The 19,456-nt window shown below is 59.4% G+C and carries 16 protein-coding genes; 7 read left to right on the plus strand and 9 right to left on the minus strand.

Features of this window, described 5'->3' with window-relative positions; genetic code table 11:
• Positions 1-3 precede the first annotated feature (3 nt).
• Genes hofQ through pilM form a run of 5 tightly spaced genes read right to left on the minus strand, consistent with a single transcriptional unit; the run spans position 4 to position 3,458 of the window.
• On the minus strand, positions 4-1,260 hold the full coding sequence (gene hofQ, locus MKZ79_RS19465) for a DNA uptake porin HofQ (protein ID WP_336144269.1): 1,257 nt from the start codon (positions 1,258-1,260) through the stop codon (positions 4-6).
• Positions 1,166-1,612, minus strand: coding sequence for a DUF2531 domain-containing protein (locus MKZ79_RS19470; RefSeq protein ID WP_336144270.1), 447 nt, complete (start codon positions 1,610-1,612; stop codon positions 1,166-1,168). The genes hofQ and MKZ79_RS19470 overlap by 95 nt, the downstream gene beginning before the upstream one ends.
• On the minus strand, positions 1,602-2,096 hold the full coding sequence (locus MKZ79_RS19475; RefSeq protein WP_336144271.1) for a HofO family protein: 495 nt from the start codon (positions 2,094-2,096) through the stop codon (positions 1,602-1,604). Before MKZ79_RS19475 ends, MKZ79_RS19470 begins: the two co-directional genes overlap by 11 nt.
• The gene (locus tag MKZ79_RS19480; protein ID WP_336144272.1) at positions 2,089-2,634 is read right to left on the minus strand and encodes a PilN domain-containing protein; all 546 of its coding nucleotides are present in this window, start codon (positions 2,632-2,634) and stop codon (positions 2,089-2,091) included. The genes MKZ79_RS19475 and MKZ79_RS19480 overlap by 8 nt, the downstream gene beginning before the upstream one ends.
• Positions 2,634-3,458, minus strand: coding sequence for a pilus assembly protein PilM (gene pilM, locus MKZ79_RS19485; protein WP_336144273.1), 825 nt, complete (start codon positions 3,456-3,458; stop codon positions 2,634-2,636). Before pilM ends, MKZ79_RS19480 begins: the two co-directional genes overlap by 1 nt.
• Positions 3,459-3,574: 116 nt before the next feature.
• On the opposite strand from pilM, the gene mrcA reads away from it, so the two are divergent.
• Entirely contained in the window at positions 3,575-6,121 is a 2,547-nt protein-coding gene (gene mrcA / locus MKZ79_RS19490) for a peptidoglycan glycosyltransferase/peptidoglycan DD-transpeptidase MrcA (RefSeq protein ID WP_336144274.1), read from the plus strand.
• Between the two features lie 75 nt (positions 6,122-6,196).
• Here mrcA and nudE read toward each other — a convergent pair whose 3' ends face one another.
• Complete coding sequence (nudE, locus tag MKZ79_RS19495) at positions 6,197-6,763, minus strand: ADP compounds hydrolase NudE (RefSeq protein ID WP_336144275.1); 567 nt, start codon at positions 6,761-6,763, stop codon at positions 6,197-6,199.
• Between the two features lie 405 nt (positions 6,764-7,168).
• On the opposite strand from nudE, the gene MKZ79_RS19500 reads away from it, so the two are divergent.
• The 4 genes from MKZ79_RS19500 (at position 7,169) to pckA (ending at position 12,659) form a co-directional block, all read left to right on the plus strand.
• Positions 7,169-9,307 (plus strand): intracellular growth attenuator family protein, encoded by a 2,139-nt coding sequence (locus tag MKZ79_RS19500; RefSeq protein ID WP_336144276.1) that lies wholly within the window; start codon positions 7,169-7,171, stop codon positions 9,305-9,307.
• A 140-nt stretch (positions 9,308-9,447) separates the two neighbouring features.
• Positions 9,448-9,849, plus strand: a complete 402-nt coding sequence (hslR, locus tag MKZ79_RS19505; protein ID WP_336144277.1) for a ribosome-associated heat shock protein Hsp15 — start codon at positions 9,448-9,450, stop codon at positions 9,847-9,849.
• Between the two features lie 22 nt (positions 9,850-9,871).
• On the plus strand, positions 9,872-10,750 hold the full coding sequence (gene hslO, locus MKZ79_RS19510; protein ID WP_336144278.1) for an Hsp33 family molecular chaperone HslO: 879 nt from the start codon (positions 9,872-9,874) through the stop codon (positions 10,748-10,750).
• A gap of 295 nt (positions 10,751-11,045) precedes the next feature.
• Positions 11,046-12,659, plus strand: a complete 1,614-nt coding sequence (pckA, locus tag MKZ79_RS19515) for a phosphoenolpyruvate carboxykinase (ATP) (protein ID WP_336144279.1) — start codon at positions 11,046-11,048, stop codon at positions 12,657-12,659.
• 60 nt (positions 12,660-12,719) lie between these two features.
• Here the strand turns inward: pckA and envZ are convergent, their stop codons facing one another.
• The 3 genes from envZ to MKZ79_RS19530 all read right to left on the minus strand — a co-directional run bounded on the left by envZ (position 12,720) and on the right by MKZ79_RS19530 (position 16,280).
• Positions 12,720-14,069, minus strand: a complete 1,350-nt coding sequence (gene envZ / locus MKZ79_RS19520; RefSeq protein WP_336144280.1) for a two-component system sensor histidine kinase EnvZ — start codon at positions 14,067-14,069, stop codon at positions 12,720-12,722.
• Positions 14,066-14,785, minus strand: a complete 720-nt coding sequence (gene ompR / locus MKZ79_RS19525; RefSeq protein ID WP_001157751.1) for an osmolarity response regulator transcription factor OmpR — start codon at positions 14,783-14,785, stop codon at positions 14,066-14,068. Before ompR ends, envZ begins: the two co-directional genes overlap by 4 nt.
• 202 nt (positions 14,786-14,987) lie before the next feature.
• Entirely contained in the window at positions 14,988-16,280 is a 1,293-nt protein-coding gene (locus tag MKZ79_RS19530) for a glycoside hydrolase family 28 protein (RefSeq protein ID WP_336144281.1), read from the minus strand.
• A gap of 234 nt (positions 16,281-16,514) precedes the next feature.
• On the opposite strand from MKZ79_RS19530, the gene greB reads away from it, so the two are divergent.
• A complete protein-coding gene (gene greB / locus MKZ79_RS19535; protein ID WP_336144282.1) occupies positions 16,515-16,994 on the plus strand; it encodes a transcription elongation factor GreB in 480 nt (159 codons plus the stop codon).
• Between the two features lie 98 nt (positions 16,995-17,092).
• The gene (locus tag MKZ79_RS19540; protein WP_336144283.1) at positions 17,093-19,408 is read left to right on the plus strand and encodes a Tex family protein; all 2,316 of its coding nucleotides are present in this window, start codon (positions 17,093-17,095) and stop codon (positions 19,406-19,408) included.
• Positions 19,409-19,456: the final 48 nt, after the last annotated feature.

The raw sequence follows: 19,456 nt of genomic DNA on the forward strand, positions 1-19,456 counted from the left end.
GTCTTACTCATCACGAATCAGTCTTGGGGTAATGAAGATCACCAGCTCGCGCTTTTTTTGGCCGGTCGCGCTGTGGCGGAACAGCGCGCCGACCAGCGGAATTTTGCCCAGCAGCGGCACCCGGTTCTCTTCCTGCGAACGCTGCTGCTGGAAAATGCCGCCCAGCGCCAGCGTCTGGCCATCTTTTAGCGTGACCTGCGTCTGTATCTCCTGTTTATCGATAGCGATATATTCGCCCTCGCCGCTGCGTATGGTGCTTCCGGGCAGGTTCTGGCTGATACGCAGCTTTAGCATAATGCGGCCATTGGGCTGCACATAAGGCGTGACGTCCATGCCCAGCACGGCTTCTTTAAACTCCACGCTGGTACTGCCGCTGCTGCCGCTGGAGACTTCATAGGGGATTTCCGTGCCCTGCTTGATGCTGGCGGGCTGCTGATGCGAAGTAAACAAACGCGGGCTGGCGATGATTTCCAGCTTGTTTTCCTGCTCCAGCGCGCTCAGCTCCAGATCCAATACCCTGCCGTCCAGGCGTCCCAGGGTAAAGCCGAACGCCAGCGCCGGACTGGCGACCGGCAGATCCACCCGCAGCTGGCTGACGCGCAGCGCCCGATTGATCTGCTCTTCGCTGCTCATGCCCCAGCGTACCCCCAGCTCGCGCAGGCTCTCTTCGCTGATGGTGACGATATGCGCGGCCAGCTCGACCTGCTCCAGCGGCGTATCCAGCGCGGCGACCCAGCGCTGAACCTCCTGCAGCGCGACTTCGCTATCGCGCAGGATCAGGCTGTTGGTGCGCTTATCCACCGTCACGCTGCCGCGCGGCGTCAGCAGCTGTGCCTGCGATGCCTGCAGGCTGGCGTAAACTTTTTCCGCGTCGGCGTAGCGTAACGTCAGCGCCAGCGTGCCGAGCGGTCGCTTTTTCTCCGCCTCTTCCTGATCAAGCTTTTGCTGACGCTGTTTCTCTTCCTGCCAGCTTTGAGGAAACACCAGCAGCACGTTGCCTTCTTTATTTACGCTGAGCTTAGCCAGACGAGAAACCAGCGACAGCGCCTGCTGCCAGCCGACCTCTTTTAAGCGTATGGAAAGCCGTCCCTCAACGCCGGGCGCCACCAGCAGATTCAGCTGCTGATAATCGGCCAGCGCCTGCAAAATTTGCCCGACGGGCGCGTCATCGAATACCAGAGAGAGCGGCGCCTGGCCGGCGCGCAGCGGCAGAGCCAGCCACAGCGTCAGCAGCAGGAGCCGCAGGCGGATAAGTTTCATAAAGACGTCCTTGCAGATTAATCCTTAACGGCGGCCTGCATGAAGTCGCAGGCGCCAGCGTAATGCCCAGCGCGGAGATCTCCCGCAGCTGCCAGTCGTGATGCGGCCAGCTCTGCTTCGCCCATAAGCGCCCTTTGCCGCCGTCGGCGACCAGCCAGGCGCGATAGTCCGTCGGCCGACCGATAATGCCGCGCAGCTGCAGCGGCAATGTAGCGGCGGCAGGTTCGCAAAGCAGTTTTTCCGGCGGCGTAAAAGGATCGCGGGCGGCGCTCGCTTCAAAGGAGAGCAGCAGCGCCGTCGCCAGCGCCTGGCCGTGCTTCAGCAGACCAGTCGACAGCAGGCTAGCGCTCATACTGCACCACCAGTTTCAGCAGCAGACGATCGCCCACGCGCTTTAGCGTAAATTGCGGCAACCTGACCGGCGGCCATCGCTCGCTGAGATAGCGAAACAGAGACTGCAGCTGCGTCCAGTCAAGCAGCAACGTCAGCTCGCCGCCCTGAGCCATCGGCTGCCAGTCCTGCAGCTGACCGCCCGCCGCATCGGTCAGCTGCAGCAGCGAGAAAGGCCGCGTCGTTCGGGGCCGCAGCGCCTGCTCCAGGCCAGCGATATCGGCTGCGATCTCGCGCAGCGAACTTTGCTGCCGCAGATGGCGCAGCAGCGTCCGGTTACGCTGCTTCTCCTGCTGCTGTTGCTGCGCCAGCTGGCGTGACTGCTGCTGCAGCGGGCGCTGCCAGAGCTGGCGTACGGTCAGCATAGCGACGCCCAGGCTGGCGATCAGCAGCAGCGCTCTGAGCCAGAAAGGAAAAGCGAGCCAGCGGCACAGCAGACTATTCATGACCCTGTCCCGAAGAGACGAGCGCGGCCCGCAGGCTGAAACGGATAATGTTTTGCCCATCGCGGCTGAGCCTGTTGGTTTTCACCTGCTGAAACAGCGCGTTTTGCTGCAGATGCTGACGAAAAGTCTCAACTTCAGCCAGCTGCTGGCAAAATCCCGCGACGTTCAGGCTCTCCGGCGTTTTGCTGAGATCGCTTAGCCAGAGCATTGCGGGCATCGTTTCGGCCAGGCCCTGGGCAAACGCATACCAGGCGTGCAGGCGCTCCTGCCGCTCCTCGCTTAGCGCCAGCGTCTGCCGCAGCGTATCGCGCTGTTGCTCAAGACGAGCCTGACGGGATTTAAGCCTGTCGAGCTGCCCGTTCGCCTCCTGCAGCCAGCCCACGCCAAGCCGCTGCCGTTCGCCGCTGGCCTGCTGCTCTAACAGCGGCGCCGTTGACGCGCTGAAAAGAGCCAACAGCAGCAGCATCAGTAGCGCATCGCGGCGCAGCTGCCGCCGTTGCCGCTGCTGACGCCAGGGTAAAAAGTTGACCCAAACCATCAGGCGTCTCCTGGCCGCAGCGCCAGCCCTGCTGCCAGCGCGAAGGCGCCGCCGAACGCGGGCAGCGGCGGCTGTTTAAAGGCGAAGGCCGCCAGCGGATCCAGCAAGTCAGCCTCCGCAGGCGGCGCTTCCGCCAATGCCGAGCTATAGTAACAACGCGTCGCGCCGGCGAGCTGCTTCTCGCGCAGCGCGGCTAAATCGGCCGCTTCGTGAGCGGGACACCAGCCCCATTCCGGTTCCAGCTGCGCGCCGTACCAGAGCCAGTGATCCGGCAGGCGATGCACCAGCGCCACATCAGGGTTGAGCCGCAGGCTTTGCGCCAGCGCGAAAAGCGCGGCGGGAGCCAGCTCCAGCACCTGGGGTTTCAGCCCGGCGTTGTCCAGCGTCGTCAGCCAGGCGCGCACCGCATCCCGGCGGGCGGCCGTCAGCCATAGCTGCCCGCTGTCGGCGGCGGCCTGGCGATAGTCAAGCGCAAGTTTTCCCGGCTCGACGGGAAAAAATCGCTTCGCCGCGGCCGTGATATAGCTGGTACGCTCTGGTTCGCGCAGCGTCGTGCCCGGCAGCGCCAGCGCGTGCTGCAGCGCGAGACGAGCGGGAAAGCCGACGCGCAGCGAAATTGGCCACGGGAGGTTTTTTCGCCACTGCCGCAGCAAAGGGATAAGCGGGTCGGGACGTTGCACCAGCCCGTTGGTTAACGTATCGTGCGGCAGCGCATGTTGCCACCAGTGACGCAGCTGCCAGCCGTTACGGCGGCGCTGAATAGCCAGGGCGCAAAGCTGTCCGTTCTGAATATCCAGGCCGACTTGCCATGTCTGAAATGCCATTTCGCGCGGTCTCCCTGCTCAGTAGAAAAATGATGTATTCAGGCCTCTGGCTTGCCTTTATACTACCGCGCGATTGTTTATAAACTGTCCAGGCGACTTAAGATGGAAAATATCAGGTGAAGTTCGTAAAGTATTTTTTGATCCTTGCAGTGTGTTGCATTTTGTTGGGAGCCGGCTCGATTTATGGTCTGTATCAATACATACAGCCGCAGCTGCCCGACGTCGCCACGCTGAAAGACGTTCGGCTGCAAACGCCGATGCAGGTTTACAGCGCGGATAACGAGCTGATTGCGCAATATGGCGAAAAGCGCCGTATTCCGTTAAAGCTCGACCAGATCCCGCCCGAGATGATTAAGGCTTTTATCGCCACCGAAGACAGCCGCTTTTATGAGCATCACGGCATCGATCCTATCGGTATCTTCCGTGCGGTCAGCATCGCGATGGTTTCCGGCCACGCTTCGCAGGGCGCCAGTACCATCACGCAGCAGCTGGCACGTAATTTCTTCCTCAGCCCTGAGCGCACGCTGATGCGTAAAATCAAGGAGGCCTTTCTCGCCATTCGCATTGAGCAGATGATGAGTAAGGACGAAATCCTTGAGCTTTACCTGAATAAAATCTATCTGGGCTATCGCGCCTATGGCGTGGGCGCCGCCGCCCAGGTCTATTTTGGCAAGAACGTCGACCAGCTCTCGCTTGGCGAAATAGCGATGATCGCCGGGCTGCCAAAAGCGCCGTCGACTTTTAACCCGCTTTACTCCCATACCCGCGCGCTGGCCCGCCGCAACGTCGTGCTCAGCCGTATGTTGGATCAGAACTACATTACGCAAGCGCAGTACGACGAAGCGCGCAACTCGTCATTAGAAGCGCACTACCACGCGCCGGAAATCGCCTTCTCCGCGCCTTACCTGACCGAGATGGTGCGTCAGGAGATGGTGAAACGCTACGGCGACAACGCCTATAACGACGGCTTTAAGGTCACCACGACCATCACCCGTAAGCTGCAGCTGGGCGCGCAAAAAGCGCTGCAGGACAACGTGCTGAACTACGATATGCGTCACGGCTATCGCGGCCCGGCGAACGTGCTGTGGAAAGTGGGCCAGACGCCGTGGGAACGTACAGAGATTCTGAAAACGCTGAAGGCACTGCCGGTTTACGGCCCGCTGTTTCCGGCGGTGGTGACCGAAGCGAACCGCGAAGAGGCTACCGTGCTGATGCGCGACGGCAGCTACGTCACGCTGAATCTGGCTGGCGTACGCTGGGCGCGTGCTTATAAGTCCGATACCCTGCAGGGCCGCACGCCGACCTCCGTTAGCGAGGTAGTGCAGCCCGGCCAGCAGATTTGGGTGCGCCAGATGGAGACGGCCTGGTGGTTAGCGCAGGTGCCGGATGTCAACTCGTCGCTGGTTTCGCTCGACCCGCACAACGGCGCTGTTCGCGCGCTGGTAGGCGGTTTCGATTTCAACCTGAGCAAGTTTAACCGCGCCACCCAGGCGCTGCGTCAGGTCGGCTCGAATATCAAGCCGTTCCTGTATACCGCAGCAATGGATCGCGGGCTGACGCTGGCTTCAATCCTGAACGACGTGCCGATCTCTCGCTGGGACGCGGGCGCGGGCGCCGACTGGCGGCCAAAAAACTCGCCGCCGACCTACGATGGTCCGATTCGCCTGCGTCAGGGGCTTGGTCAGTCGAAGAACGTGGTGATGGTGCGCGCCATGCGCGCGATGGGCGTCGATTACGCCGCGCAATATCTGCAGCGCTTTGGTTTCCCGGCGCAGAATATCGTGCATACCGAATCGTTGGCGCTGGGTTCCGCTTCGTTTACGCCGCTGCAGATGGTGCGTGGCTACTCGGTGATGGCTAACGGCGGCTTCCTGGTCGATCCTTTCTTTATCAGTAAGATAGAGGATGAACAGGGCAATACGCTGTTTGAAGCTAAGCCAAAAGTCGCCTGCCCGGAATGCAATTTACCGGTGATATACGGTGAAACGCAGAAAGCGGTAGCGCTGAATGAAGATAGCGTGGAAAACCCGGCAGTTTCACAACAGGGCGCTAACGCCGTGGTGCCGCAGCCGCAGCTGGAGCAGGTTTCCCGGCCACCGCTGCAGGATGAGCAGTACGCGCCGCACGTGATCAACACGCCGCTGTCGTTCCTGATTAAAAGCGCGCTGAACTCCAATATCTTCGGCGAGCCGGGCTGGATGGGCACCGGCTGGCGCGCGGGACGCGATCTCAAGCGCAACGATATCGGCGGCAAAACCGGTACCACCAACAGTTCAAAAGACGCCTGGTTCTCCGGCTATGGCCCCGGCGTTGTGACCTCTGTCTGGATAGGCTTTGACGATCACCGGCGCGACCTGGGCAGAACCACCGCTTCCGGCGCAATCAAGGATCAGATTTCAGGCTATGAAGGCGGCGCGAAAAGCGCCCAGCCAGCCTGGGACGATTATATGAAAGTCGCGCTGGACGGCGTGCCTGTGCAGCCGCTGACGCCGCCTGACGGCGTGGTCACGGTGACTATCGACCGCCGCACCGGCAAGCTCGCCAACGGCGGCGGCAACACGCGTCAGGAGTACTTTATCAACGGCACGCAGCCGACCGAGTACTCCGTGCATGACGTCGGCACTACGCTGATGGACAATGGCGAAAGCCACGAGCTGTTCTGACGCCCGCGCGTAGCGCTAACAAAAAAGCCCGGTTTTCACCGGGCTTTATTTTTTTCTCACGCCGCATACCAAACGCTAGTAGCTAATTCGTCCCTGACGGATCAACCATTCGCGCACTAAAAAGAGCGCGCTGACGTTGCGAGCTTCGCAGAAATCGGGCTCCTGCAGCAGCGCCATCAGGTTGTCCAGCGGCCAGCGAACCTGCGGCAGCGGTTCCGGCTCGTCGCCTTCCAGCCGCTCTTCATAAAGCTCTTCCGCCACAATGATATTCATCTTGCTGGAAAAGTAGGAAGGCGCCATCGTCAGTTTGCCCAGCCATTCCTGCTGGCGCGCGCCAAACCCGACCTCTTCTTTCAGCTCGCGGTTGGCGGCTTCGGCTGGCGTTTCACCGGGATCGATCAGCCCTTTGGGAAAGCCCAGCTCATAATTTTCCAGCCCGACGGCGTATTCCCTGATCAGGATAAGATGGTTATCCACAATCGGCACTATCATCACCGCCTCGCGTTCGGAGGGTTTCATTCTCTCATAAACGCGTTGCGCGCCGTTGCTGAACACTAAATCCACGGCTTCCACAGTGAACAGACGAGAACGCGCAACGGTTTCGACGTTAAGAATTTTGGGTTTTTGCAGTTGTCCGGTCATAGTGGCCCCAGGGAAAAGCCAAAAAAATGAGCATACGCGCTCGCCAGTTACGGTAAATTTACCGTGTTTTACGCCATTGTGCGGCAGCCCAACGGGGTTGCCAATCACGGCGTGAATAATTTTACACCTTTACAACAAATCAGTTGATAAGTAATTAAAAAGTTTTAAAAAAGTCAATGTGCGATTTACAAAATAGGAATATACCGATTCTGCTGGCCATGACGGCTTGTTACCATCACGACGGGCCCCATTTACAATTATTCTAATTTTATGATTTTGCGCGTTATTTTAATGAACATCGCGGATTGCCAGCGCTGCCTGAAGCCGTCACAATACCGATATACTTATGATTCAGGCCGGTAATTTCCAGCATAATGGCAGGAGCAGGATGGCAGGGAGAAAAGCATGAGCACAATAGTCATTATATTGGCTGTAATGCTGGCCTGTTCGATCGGGGCGGGTTGTTTTTTCTGGTACGCTATGCGGCATCGTCCGCCGTTGGCGAAACCACTGCCATTTATCAGTCCGCCTTTTCGCAAACTCAGCGACGACGAGCGTAAGGCCGTCGAGCGCTATATCGGCTCTCTGGAAAAGCATCGCGCGATCCCCCTTCCCGGCGGCACCACGCAAACAGCCGACAATCTGGCGCTGACTTCCCAGAGCAGCAACGTCTATCCGGTTACCCGCTCTATTACCCGCTACGGCCTTTCCACCGATGAACCGCACAAGTGGCGTTACTATCTGGACGCCGTGGAAGTGCATCTGCCGCCGCTTTGGGAGCAGTACATCGCCGAGGAAAACTACGTTGAGCTGATCAAGACGCAAACTATTCCGCTGGTGATCTCGCTGAACGGCCACTCGCTGGTGAACTATGTTTACGAGCCGCCTGCGCTGGGCGCGGTAGCGCGGCCCGTCGCGCAGAACGCTTCTATCAGGAAAGAAGAAGGCGAAAATATCGAGCTGCTCAGCGTCCGTAAAGAGACGCCGGAAGAGTATATGCTCAACCGTCCCGACGGCACGCGCGAGGCCGCCGCTATCAGCCTGGCGCTACTGCTGCTGTTTTTCAGCCTGGTCGGGCCGGCGGTGCTGATGCCGTGGCTGATCGCCGCAGCGCTGGCGATGATTGTGGTAAGCGCCTGGTCGCTGTGGCGCAGGCCGGGCGAGAGCGAACTCCGTGAAATCCACTGTCTGCGCGGCGCGCCTAAGCGCTGGGGCCTGTTCGGCGAATCCAACCAGGGCCAGGTAAGCAATATTTCGCTGGGCATTATCGATCTGATCTATCCGCCGCACTGGCAGCCCTATGTCGCGCATGACTTAGGCCAGCCTACCGAAGTGGATATCTATCTCAATCGTCAGGTGGTGCGTCAGGGACGCTTCCTGTCTCTGCAGGACGAGGTACGCAACTTTCCTATCCATCGCTGGCGCAAAAACCTGGTGCTGGCTGCCGGCTCGCTGCTGGTGCTGGTGCTGCTGATAAGCCTGGTGCCGCTAAGTATGCCGCTGAAACTGAGCATCGCCTGGCTGAAAGGCACGGAAAGCGTGCAGGTTCATAGCGTGGCCGATCTGGAAAAAGTAGCGCTGCGCGTCGGCGACAGCCTGAAAGTTAACGGCGAAGGCATGTGCTCGGTACCGGCGACTTATCAGGGCAACCGCAGCTACGCTTTTATGCCTTTTGACTGTTCGGCGGTCTACTGGAATAACGCCGCTCCCCTGCCCCAGCCGCAGTCGGACATTATCGATAAGGCGACGGCGCTGCTGAATACCACCAGCGTCCAGCTGCATCCGCAAAACAGCACCGATCCCAAGCTGAATCCTCAGCTGGCGACCGCTATCCAGAAATCGGGCATGATCCTGCTGGATGACTTTGCCGATATCGTGCTGAAAACGCAGGATCTCTGCAGCCAGGAGCAGGATTGCGTCAGGCTGAAGAACGCGCTGGTCAACCTGGGCAACGCCAAAGACTGGGAGACGCTGGTGCGCCGTGCCGATTCGGGCGCGCTGACCGACACCAACGTGCTGCTGCGTCCGGTCAGCGCCGAGGCGCTGGAGAATCTGGTCAACACCGCCACCTCTTCTTTTTTCTATCGGGAAACCAGACGCGCGGCGGAAGCGCTTAACAGCCCGCCGCCAGGCGGCTTTCTGATTATCAGTGACGAAGGGCGCCAGTTAGTGAATCAGCAGGCGCCTGGCGTCTCGCTGTTCGATTTCAACGCGCCCGAGCAGTGGCCGGAGCTGCAGCGCCTGGCGGGAATGTTACTGCATACGCCGTTTTCCGCCAGCGGCATTGTTACCAGCATCACCGTTGACGCCAACGGCACGCGCCATGTCGCGCTGCACAGCGAGCCGGACGCCACCAGGCTTGGCCGCTATCTTGGCACCAGCCTGCTGCTGCTGATCGTCACCTTAAGCTTTATTATCAATGCACTGCTGGCGCTGCGGCGCATCCACCTCAATCGCGTGCGCACCACGGCGATTCAGGACTACTACGATAAGTGCTTTAACCCTGCCCTGAGCTCGCCGCAGAGCATTCGCCCGCTGTTCTGAGCCCGTGGGTTTTATGCTATTTTTAAAGCTAAAGTCCTCTCTGCGCTATTCCGCATGACGCTCTCCGGCTTAAGCCGGAGAGGCACCTTGATTTCCGACAGGCAACCCATACATAGGGATATTCCCAAACAGGAGCAGCGATGAAAGAGAAATCCGCAGAAGCGGTTCGGCTCGATAAATGGCTGTGGGCCGCTCGCTTCTACAAAACTCGCGCCGTCGCGCGTGAGATGATTGAGGGCGGCAAAGTTCACTACAACGGCCAGCGCAGCAAGCCGAGCAAGATTGTGGAACTGAATGCCGAACTGACCCTGCGTCAGGGCAATGACGAACGCACGGTGACCGTGCTGACAATCGGCGATCAGCGTCGTCCGGCCGTAGAAGCTCAGCAGATGTATGCCGAAACCCCGGAAAGTATTGAGAAGCGGGAAAAGATAGCGCTGGCGCGAAAAATGAACGCGCTGACTATGCCGCATCCCGACCGTCGCCCTGATAAAAAAGAGCGCCGTGACCTGATGAAATTTAAAAATTCTGGCGACGAATAGCTCGCCACAACGAGAGAGAATTATGGCTCATCAAGACCAAATGCACCGTTATCTGTTTGAAAACTACGCCGTACGCGGCGAGCTGGTGACGGTGTCCGACACCTGGCAGCAGATTATTAACGGTCACGACTATCCGCTGCCGGTGCAGAAAGTGCTGGGCGAGCTGCTGGTGGCCACCAGCCTGCTGACCGCCACGCTGAAATTCGATGGCGATATTACCGTGCAGCTACAGGGCGATGGCCCGCTGAACCTGGCGGTGATCAACGGCAACAACCGCCAGGAGATGCGTGGCGTGGCGCGCGTTAACAGCGAGATTGCGCCAGACAGCACGCTGAAAGAGATGGTCGGCAACGGCTATCTGGTGATCACCATCACGCCAGCCAAAGGCGAACGCTATCAGGGCGTGGTCGGTCTGGAAGGCGAAACCCTGGCCGAGTGCCTGGAAGATTACTTTATGCGTTCAGAGCAGCTGCCGACCCGACTCTTTATCCGCACCGGTGAAGCGGAAGGCCAGCGCGGCGCGGGCGGCATTCTGCTGCAGGTGCTGCCTGCGCAGGACGCGAAAACCGACGATTTCGAGCATCTGGCGACGCTGACCGAAACCATTAAAACGGAAGAGCTGCTGGGTCTGCCGGCCAACGAAGTGCTGTGGCGTCTTTACCATCAGGAAGAAGTGACGCTTTACGAGCCACAGGACGTTATCTTCCGCTGCACCTGTTCGCACCAGCGCTGCGGCGAAGTCCTGCGCAGCCTGCCGGAAGCGGAAGTCGACGAGATCCTGGCCGAAGACGGCAAGATTGATATGCACTGCGACTACTGCGGCAGCCACTATATTTACGATGCCGTAGATATCGCCGCTATTCGTAACGACTCCGCCGCTGGCGACGAGCGCGTACACTGAGTTTTATGCGCCGTCTTCCGGCGGCGCAGCCTCTTTCCCCACTTTCCCGTCACTATGCCTTTTCATCACAGTAATTTTGCTGAACCCTTATCTCTGTGCATAGCCTGCAGCGATAGTAATCGTTTCAAGCGCTGCCTCTCATTTCTGCCGTAAGCCGCTTCTCCTCGGCCCTGAGCCGTGTACACTGCGCGCGATCGCAATTTACACTTTATTAAGAAATCGTTAACCATCTTAGTTAACGACGCGTGATTTACTTTCATCTGTCACAAAACCGAACCGACAAAGGAGCAGTAATATGCGTGACCTGACCCCGCAGGATCTCGTCGATTATGGCATCACGGACGTGGTTGAGATCCTCTACAACCCCGATTACGACACGCTGTATCAGGAAGAGACCCGTCCGGAACTCAGCGGCTTTGAGCGCGGCGTCGTAACCCAATCTGGCGCGATCGCGGTCGATACCGGCATCTTTACCGGCCGCTCGCCCAAAGATAAATATATCGTGCGCGACGAGACGACCCGCGACACGCTATGGTGGAACGATCAGGGCAAAGGCAAAAACGACAACCAGCCGCTCTCGGCGGAAATCTGGCAGGATCTGAAGGCGAAAGTCACCAGTCAGCTTTCCGGCAAGCGTCTGTTTGTCGTGGACGCCTGGTGCGGCGCAAACCCGGATACGCGACTTAGCGTGCGTTTTATTACCGAAGTGGCCTGGCAGGCGCACTTCGTTAAGAACATGTTTATCCGTCCGGACGAGGCCGCGTTAGCCAGCTTTACGCCAGACTTCGTGGTCATGAACGGCGCAAAATGCACTAATCCCGACTGGCAGCAGCAGGGTCTGCATTCAGAGAACTTTGTGGCCTTTAACCTGACCGAGCGCATTCAGCTGATTGGCGGCACCTGGTACGGCGGCGAGATGAAGAAAGGCTTGTTCGCCATTATGAACTATCTGCTGCCGCTGAAAGGCGTCGCCTCGATGCACTGCTCGGCGAACGTCGGTGAAAAAGGCGATGTGGCGCTGTTCTTCGGCCTTTCCGGCACCGGGAAAACCACGCTCTCCACCGATCCGAAGCGCCAGCTAATCGGCGATGACGAACACGGCTGGGATGACGACGGCGTCTTTAACTTCGAAGGCGGCTGCTACGCCAAAACCATTAAGCTGTCGGAGCAGGCGGAGCCGGAGATCTATCACGCTATCCGGCGCGACGCGCTGCTGGAGAACGTGGTAGTGCGCGCCGATGGCTCGGTGGATTACGACGACGGCAGCAAGACCGAGAATACCCGCGTTTCCTATCCGCTTTACCATATCGACAATATCGTTAAGCCGGTATCGAAAGCGGGCCACGCGCAAAAAGTGATCTTCCTGACGGCGGATGCTTTCGGCGTGCTGCCGCCGGTTTCTCGCCTGACGCCTGACCAGACGCAATATCACTTTTTGTCGGGCTTTACCGCCAAGCTGGCCGGCACCGAGCGAGGCGTCACCGAACCAACGCCAACTTTCTCCGCCTGCTTCGGCGCGGCGTTTCTGACGCTGCACCCGACGCAGTATGCGGAAGTGCTGGTGAAGCGCATGGTGGCGGCAGGTGCAGAGGCTTACCTGGTTAATACCGGCTGGAACGGCAGCGGCAAACGGATTTCGTTAAAGGATACCCGCGCCATTATCAACGCGATCCTCAGCGGCGATATCGACAAGGCGGAAACCGTCACGCTGCCGATCTTCAATCTGGCGATGCCGCTCTCCCTGCCGGGCGTCGACAGCGCCATCCTCGACCCGCGCGACAGCTGGGCCGATGCCGAAAAATGGCAAGAGAAAGCGCAGGATCTGGCGAAGCTGTTTATCGCGAACTTCGATAAATACACCGATACGCCAGCCGGCGCCGCGCTGGTTTCCGCCGGGCCGCAGCTGTAAAGCCCTGCGTAGCGACGAAAAAAAGGCCAGCTTTCGGGCTGGCCTTTTTACGTTGGGTAGTTAGCTGCTGACCGTCGCAGGCGGCGCGCTGGGCGGCAGCGGCAGCCAGGCGCGGATGCGCAGGCCGCCTCGTTCGCTCTCGCCAATCTCCAGCGAGCCCTGATGGGCGTCGATAATACGCTGCACTATCGCCAGGCCAAGTCCGGTGCCGCTGGTGCTGCGGGCGCTGTCGCCGCGTACAAAAGGCTGCAGCAGATGCTTGAGCTGATCGGGTTTGATGCCCGGGCCGTCATCCTCAACCTGAAACCAGGCGCGCTGTAGCTCGCTGCCGCTGCTCACTTTGATCCAGCCGTTGCCGTAGCGAGCCGCGTTGACCACCAGATTGGCGACCGCGCGCTTGATCGACAGCGGATTGATATCCACCAGCAGTTCACTCGCCATGACCGCGCTTTCGATTTCACGCTCGTAGCCGCTTTCCGCCGCCACTACCTCGCCCAGCACGCCGTTCAGATCCGCGCGCTCGGTCTGCATCTCCTGCCCGGTGCGCAGATAGTCGATAAACTGTTCGATAATGGCGTTGCACTCTTCGATATCTTTATTGATCGACTCCGCCAGATAGCCATCTTCCTGCGCCATCATCTCGGTGGCCAGGCGGATGCGCGTCAGCGGCGTGCGCAGATCGTGACTAACGCCCGCCATCAGCAGCGTGCGGTCGTCGGCAAGCTGCTTAACGCCCGCCGCCATCTGATTAAAGGCGCGCGTCACCGAACGCACCTCAGAGGCGCCGTACTCGCGCAGCGGCGGCGGAATAATGCCTTTGCCAACCTGCAGCGCGGCGTGCTCCAGCTCCACCAGCGGCCGGTTCTGGATACGAATAAACAGCCAGGCGCCGCCTATCGCCAGCAGCATGATCGCCAGCGTGTAGCGGAACAGCGGCGAGAAGTCGCCCTGGTGGATTTCAGTCAGCGGCACCCGCACCCAGATATCGGGCGAAAGCCAGGTTTTCAGCCAGACCACCGGCGAGTTTTTATTCACCTCGACGCGCACGTCGGTCGGGCCGCCGAGCTGCTGCGCCATCTGCTGGCTGAGAAATTCGTAATGCTGCGCCCAGCGTAATCCGCTCTCTTCCGCCGCCGCGTTGGTATACAGCGAAATGCCCAGCTCGCGATAGATTTCGCGGCGGAACGCTGGCGGCACCTCCAGCTGCGTGCCGTCTTCCAGCTGCAGTCTGTCGGTCATCAGCATCCGCACCTCATACGCCAGCACCTTATTAAACTGCTGCAGGCTGGGCAGAATAGCGAAGTTCAACACCACCAGATAGGTCGTTACCAGGCTGACGAACAGCAGCGTAACGATCAACAGCAGCGTGCGGGCAAAGGAACTGCGGGGAGAGAAGCGGATTCGCCTCATGCTTTACTGCCGTCCGGCACAAAGACGTAGCCCAGGCCCCAAACGGTCTGGATATAGCGCGGATGCGCCGGATCTTCTTCCACCATGCGGCGCAGGCGAGAAATCTGCACGTCGATAGAGCGCTCCATCGCGCTATATTCGCGGCCGCGCGCCAGGTTCATCAGCTTGTCGCGGGAGAGCGGCTCGCGCGGATGGCTGACCAGCGCTTTCAGCACGGCAAACTCGCCGCTGGTTAACGGCATCGGCTCGTCTTCGCGGAACATTTCGCGCGTGCCCAGATTCAGCTTGAATTTGCCGAAGGCGATCACCGCTTCTTCCTGCGAAGGCGCGCCCGGCAGCTCGTTGGCCTGGCGGCGCAGCACGGCGCGGATACGGGCCAGCAGCTCGCGCGGGTTAAACGGCTTGGGAATATAGTCGTCGGCGCCAATTTCCAGCCCAACGATACGGTCAACCTCTTCGCCTTTTGCCGTCACCATAATAATCGGCATCGGGTTGCTCTGGCTGCGCAGACGACGGCAGATCGAGAGGCCATCTTCGCCAGGCAGCATCAGGTCCAGCACCATCAGGTGAAAAGATTCGCGGGTCAGCAGACGATCCATCTGCTCGGCGTTCGCCACGCTACGCACCTGGAAACCCTGTTCGGTCAGGTAGCGTTCCAGCAGCGCACGCAGACGCATATCATCATCCACGACCAGGATTTTGTAGTTCTCTTGCATTTCGATACTCCCAAAGGCGCTATTGCCTGAGCCATTATTCTTAAAAAAGCTGCCTGAATGTAACAGTCAATAATGGTTTATATTCTAGCCGAAATTGTTACAAAGCATATTAAACAGCAGCTTATCTTTGTATTTCATCCTCTTTTGCAGAATAAATCAGGCTTTTTTAGGACATTACGGGCTTGAGCGTCCGCGTAATCCGCTAGCGCTCATATTCATCATTCGCTTCTCTGGTGACAGCAGGCGCATCCACGCTGACATTGTGGAGCTGCAGCTGATGAACGCCCGCGATTTTGCCGAACTCGGTCGCCTGCAGCACGATATGGGCGAACGTCATATCTTTAATCGGGCGCTCTTCGCAGCCTTCGATAAAAAAGGCGCGGGAAAAGATGTCTGCCGAAGAGAGCGTGGCGGAAATGTGGCTGATGGCGATATTCGTGACTTCCGTCAGTCCCGCTTCACCTTCCACGCCCTGCGTCAGCGCCTGCCAGTGCGGCGGAAAATCAGCGCTCCCGGCGTCCGTCGCGTAGCTGTACTGCGGAAACCAGTTGAGCTGCATAAGAAAGGCGAAGCGAACGTCGGTCATGGTCAGATGGCGAACGACGATATTTTTAATCCATCCGCCGCGATTGCGCGCCGATTTAATGCGAAAGCCTACGCCCGTGCCGAAGAAGTGATTATGCTCAACCGTCACCCGTTCGATGCCGCCGGAGGTTTCGCTGCCTAGCGTGATGCCAGAGCCTTTACGCAGCTCGCAGTGGCGGATAGTAATCTCTTTCGCCGTTTTCGCCTGCTGCTGCGCCTGTAAGCCGCGCCCGGACTTCACGCAGATATTGTCGTCGTTGCAGGAAACCGTACAGTGCTCGACCGTCACCTGCTGGCAGGAGTCGATATCGATGCCGTCGGTGCTGGGCCCGGCGGAATTGCTCACCACAACATGCGTCAGCAGAATGGCGCGGGAGTAGCAGAGGTGAATATTCCAGAAGCCGGACTCCCGGCTGGTAAAATCGCGCAGCTCGATATCTTCGCTCTGGTAGACCACCAGGTTACGCGGACGCTGGCAATCATAATCCACCACCCAGCGCAGATCGCGTGCGCTATAGTCCGCCAGCATACCGCCTTTTTCATCTTCGCCCCAGAAGCGTCGCCACCAGCCGCTTCCCTGTCCATCAAGGACGCCTGGCCCGGCAATCTTCACGCGTTGGCAGGCGTTAATGTTGATGATGCCAGCCGGCCATGTCATATCAATGCCGGCGACGCGGGTCTGAATTTGTTGATAATCCGCCAGCTGTTGGCTTCCCAGCAGCACCGCGCCTTCCGAGAGCCAGAGCGTGATATCGCTTTTGAGAAACAGCGAGCCGGTCAAAAAGCGTCCTGCGGGGATTGCCACGGTATCGCCAGGAGAGGCCTGGTCGATAGCCTGCTGCAGCGCGGCGGTAGAAAGCGTGGCGGCGGTGGGATCGGCGCCAAATTCAATTACGTTGAGATGTGCCATTGGTTAGTCTTCCCTGTGATTGCCGGATAAAGAGGGCTTTCACTCTACGCCACGCCCGCGCAATCCCCTTTGCGTCAATGACATACTGCGCAACAGCCTGGCAATGAGCTGAAGAAATTCCCGACGCGTCCGCCATTGTAAAAAATGAACGCGCGCCCGCTGTCTGAGGATGAATAGCGAAGCTGGAGTGATTACAATAGCGGCCACTGTTTCACTGAAAATGGCCATTGCCGGATGAAAACCAGACTGATTACTCGCGAAGGATTCGACAAACTAAAGGCTGAGTTAGACTTTCTCTGGCGCGAGGAGCGGCCAGAGGTGACCAAAAAAGTGACCTGGGCCGCCAGCCTGGGCGACCGCAGCGAAAACGCCGACTATCAGTACAATAAAAAGCGGCTGCGCGAGATCGACCGCCGCGTGCGCTATCTCACCAAATGCCTGGAGCAGCTGCGCATCGTGGACTATTCGCCGCAGCAGGAAGGCAAGGTCTTCTTCGGCGCCTGGGTCGAGGTGGAAAACGACGACGGCGAGCTCAAGCGCTTTCGCATCGTCGGCTACGACGAAATTTTCGGGCGCAAAGACTACATCTCTATCGATTCCCCGATGGCCCGCGCGCTGCTGAAAAAAGAGGTCGGCGATCTGGCCGTGGTGCAGACGCCTGTTGGCGAAGCGAGCTGGTACGTCAACGAAATCATCTACGTTAAACAATCCTAATCCTGCGGATTTGGCGCCCCTGCCGGGCCAGACGCTGGCAATTGCTGCCGCCAGTCCGTAGACTTCCCGCAATTTCCTAAGCCATAAAGTAACCGACAATGAAAGATTCGCTGAGCCGCATAATCGCAAGTGAGCTGCAGGCGCGAGCAGAGCAGGTTGATGCCGCTGTCCGTCTGCTGGATGAAGGAAACACCGTGCCGTTTATCGCACGCTACCGTAAGGAAGTCACCGGCGGCCTGGACGACACCCAGCTGCGCCAGCTGGAAACGCGCCTGAGCTACCTGCGCGAGCTGGAAGAGCGCCGCCAGTCGATCCTGAAATCCATTGGCGATCAGGGCAAGCTGACCGACGAGCTGGCCAACGCCATCAACGGCACGCTGAGCAAAACCGAGCTGGAAGACCTTTACCTGCCCTACAAGCCGAAGCGCCGCACGCGCGGGCAGATCGCTATCGAGGCGGGCCTGGAGCCGCTGGCCGAGACGCTGTGGCAGGATCCGTCGCACGAGCCAGAAGAGCTGGCTGCGGGATTTGTCGATGCCGACAAAGGCGTGGCCGACGTCAAGGCCGCGCTGGACGGCGCGCGCTATATCCTGATGGAGCGCTTCGCCGAAGACGCCGCGCTGCTGGCGAAAGTGCGCGACTATTTGTGGAAAAACGCCCATCTGGTTTCGCGCGTAGTGCCGGGCAAGGAAGAGGAAGGCGCTAAATTCCGCGACTACTTCGATCATCACGAAGCACTGTCGACGGTGCCTTCGCATCGCGCGCTGGCGATGTTCCGCGGCCGTAACGAAGGCGTGCTGCAGCTCTCGCTAAACGCCGATCCGCAGTTTGACGAGCCGCCGCGCGAAAGCCACGGCGAGCAGATTATCGCCGACCATCTCAATCTGCGCCTGAACAACGCGCCTGCCGACAGCTGGCGTAAAGCGGTGGTGAGCTGGACGTGGCGCATTAAGGTGATGCTGCATCTGGAAACCGAGCTGATGGGCACGGTGCGCGAACGCGCGGAAGACGAGGCGATCAACGTTTTCGCCCGCAATCTGCACGATCTGCTGATGGCCGCGCCTGCCGGGATGCGCGCCACTATGGGTCTGGATCCGGGCCTGCGTACCGGCGTCAAAGTGGCCGTGGTGGACGCAACCGGCAAACTGGTGGCTACCGACACCATCTACCCGCATACCGGCCAGGCCGCCAAAGCCGCCGCTGCGGTTGCCGCGCTCTGCACTAAGCATCAGGTAGAGCTGGTGGCGATCGGCAACGGCACCGCCTCGCGCGAGACGGAACGTTTCTATCTGGATGTGCAGAAGCAGTTTCCGCAGGTGAAAGCCCAGAAGGTGATCGTCAGCGAAGCGGGCGCTTCCGTCTACTCCGCTTCCGAGCTGGCCGCGCTGGAGTTCCCGGATCTGGACGTTTCGCTACGCGGCGCCGTCTCCATCGCGCGTCGCCTGCAGGACCCGCTTTCCGAGCTGGTGAAAATCGACCCGAAATCGATCGGCGTCGGCCAGTACCAGCATGACGTCAGCCAGAGCCAGCTGGCGAGAAAGCTGGACGCGGTAGTGGAAGACTGCGTAAACGGCGTGGGCGTGGATCTCAACACCGCTTCCGTGCCGCTGCTGACCCGCGTAGCGGGCCTGAGCAAAATGATCGCGCAGAATATCGTTAGCTGGCGCGACGAGAACGGCCGCTTCCGCAACCGTCAGCAGCTGCTGAAAGTGAGCCGTCTGGGGCCAAAAGCCTTTGAGCAGTGCGCGGGCTTTCTGCGTATCAGCCAGGGCGATAATCCGCTGGACGCCTCAACCGTTCACCCGGAAACCTATCCGGTTGTGGAGCGGATCCTGGCCGCGACCGAGCAGTCGCTGCGCGATCTGATGGGGAATTCTACGGCGCTACGCAACCTGCGCGCGGTGGATTTCACCGACGAAAAGTTCGGCGTACCGACCGTCAGCGACATCATTAAAGAGCTGGAGAAGCCGGGCCGCGATCCTCGTCCTGAATTCAAAACCGCGCAGTTCGCGGAAGGCGTGGAAACCATGAACGATCTGCTGCCGGGCATGGTGCTGGAAGGCGCGGTGACCAACGTCACCAACTTCGGCGCTTTTGTCGATATCGGCGTGCATCAGGATGGCCTGGTGCATATCTCTTCGCTGGCCGATAAGTTCGTCGACGATCCGCATAAAGTGGTGAAGGCTGGCGATATCGTCAAGGTGAAGGTGATGGAAGTCGACCTGCAGCGCAAGCGTATCGCGCTGACCATGCGTCTGGACGAGCAGCCTGGCGAAACCGGCGCGCGCCGCAGCGCAGGTCGCGATAGCGCTCGTCCCGCGCCGAATAAAGCGCGTGCTCGTCCGGCCGCGCAGCCGGCAGGCAACAGCGCGATGGGCGATGCGCTGGCCGCCGCCTTCGGTAAAAAATCCTGATTTAATCGGGCGCTTCACCGCGCCCAACCCGCTATCCGCGCGCGGCTC

The sequence above is a fragment of the Erwinia sp. CGal63 genome (genome assembly GCF_037026505.1).
Taxonomy (GTDB): Bacteria; Pseudomonadota; Gammaproteobacteria; order Enterobacterales; family Enterobacteriaceae; genus Erwinia.

Coding starts and splice junctions, on each gene's coding strand:
- hofQ (WP_336144269.1), bottom strand. CDS start 1,260: ATGAAACTTATCCGCCTGCGGCTCCTGCTGCTGACGCTGTGGCTGGCT.
- MKZ79_RS19470 (WP_336144270.1), bottom strand. CDS start 1,612: ATGAGCGCTAGCCTGCTGTCGACTGGTCTGCTGAAGCACGGCCAGGCG.
- MKZ79_RS19475 (WP_336144271.1), bottom strand. CDS start 2,096: ATGAATAGTCTGCTGTGCCGCTGGCTCGCTTTTCCTTTCTGGCTCAGA.
- MKZ79_RS19480 (WP_336144272.1), bottom strand. CDS start 2,634: ATGGTTTGGGTCAACTTTTTACCCTGGCGTCAGCAGCGGCAACGGCGG.
- pilM (WP_336144273.1), bottom strand. CDS start 3,458: ATGGCATTTCAGACATGGCAAGTCGGCCTGGATATTCAGAACGGACAG.
- nudE (WP_336144275.1), bottom strand. CDS start 6,763: ATGACCGGACAACTGCAAAAACCCAAAATTCTTAACGTCGAAACCGTT.
- MKZ79_RS19500 (WP_336144276.1), top strand. CDS start 7,169: ATGAGCACAATAGTCATTATATTGGCTGTAATGCTGGCCTGTTCGATC.
- hslR (WP_336144277.1), top strand. CDS start 9,448: ATGAAAGAGAAATCCGCAGAAGCGGTTCGGCTCGATAAATGGCTGTGG.
- hslO (WP_336144278.1), top strand. CDS start 9,872: ATGGCTCATCAAGACCAAATGCACCGTTATCTGTTTGAAAACTACGCC.
- pckA (WP_336144279.1), top strand. CDS start 11,046: ATGCGTGACCTGACCCCGCAGGATCTCGTCGATTATGGCATCACGGAC.
- envZ (WP_336144280.1), bottom strand. CDS start 14,069: ATGAGGCGAATCCGCTTCTCTCCCCGCAGTTCCTTTGCCCGCACGCTG.
- ompR (WP_001157751.1), bottom strand. CDS start 14,785: ATGCAAGAGAACTACAAAATCCTGGTCGTGGATGATGATATGCGTCTG.
- MKZ79_RS19530 (WP_336144281.1), bottom strand. CDS start 16,280: ATGGCACATCTCAACGTAATTGAATTTGGCGCCGATCCCACCGCCGCC.
- greB (WP_336144282.1), top strand. CDS start 16,515: ATGAAAACCAGACTGATTACTCGCGAAGGATTCGACAAACTAAAGGCT.
- MKZ79_RS19540 (WP_336144283.1), top strand. CDS start 17,093: ATGAAAGATTCGCTGAGCCGCATAATCGCAAGTGAGCTGCAGGCGCGA.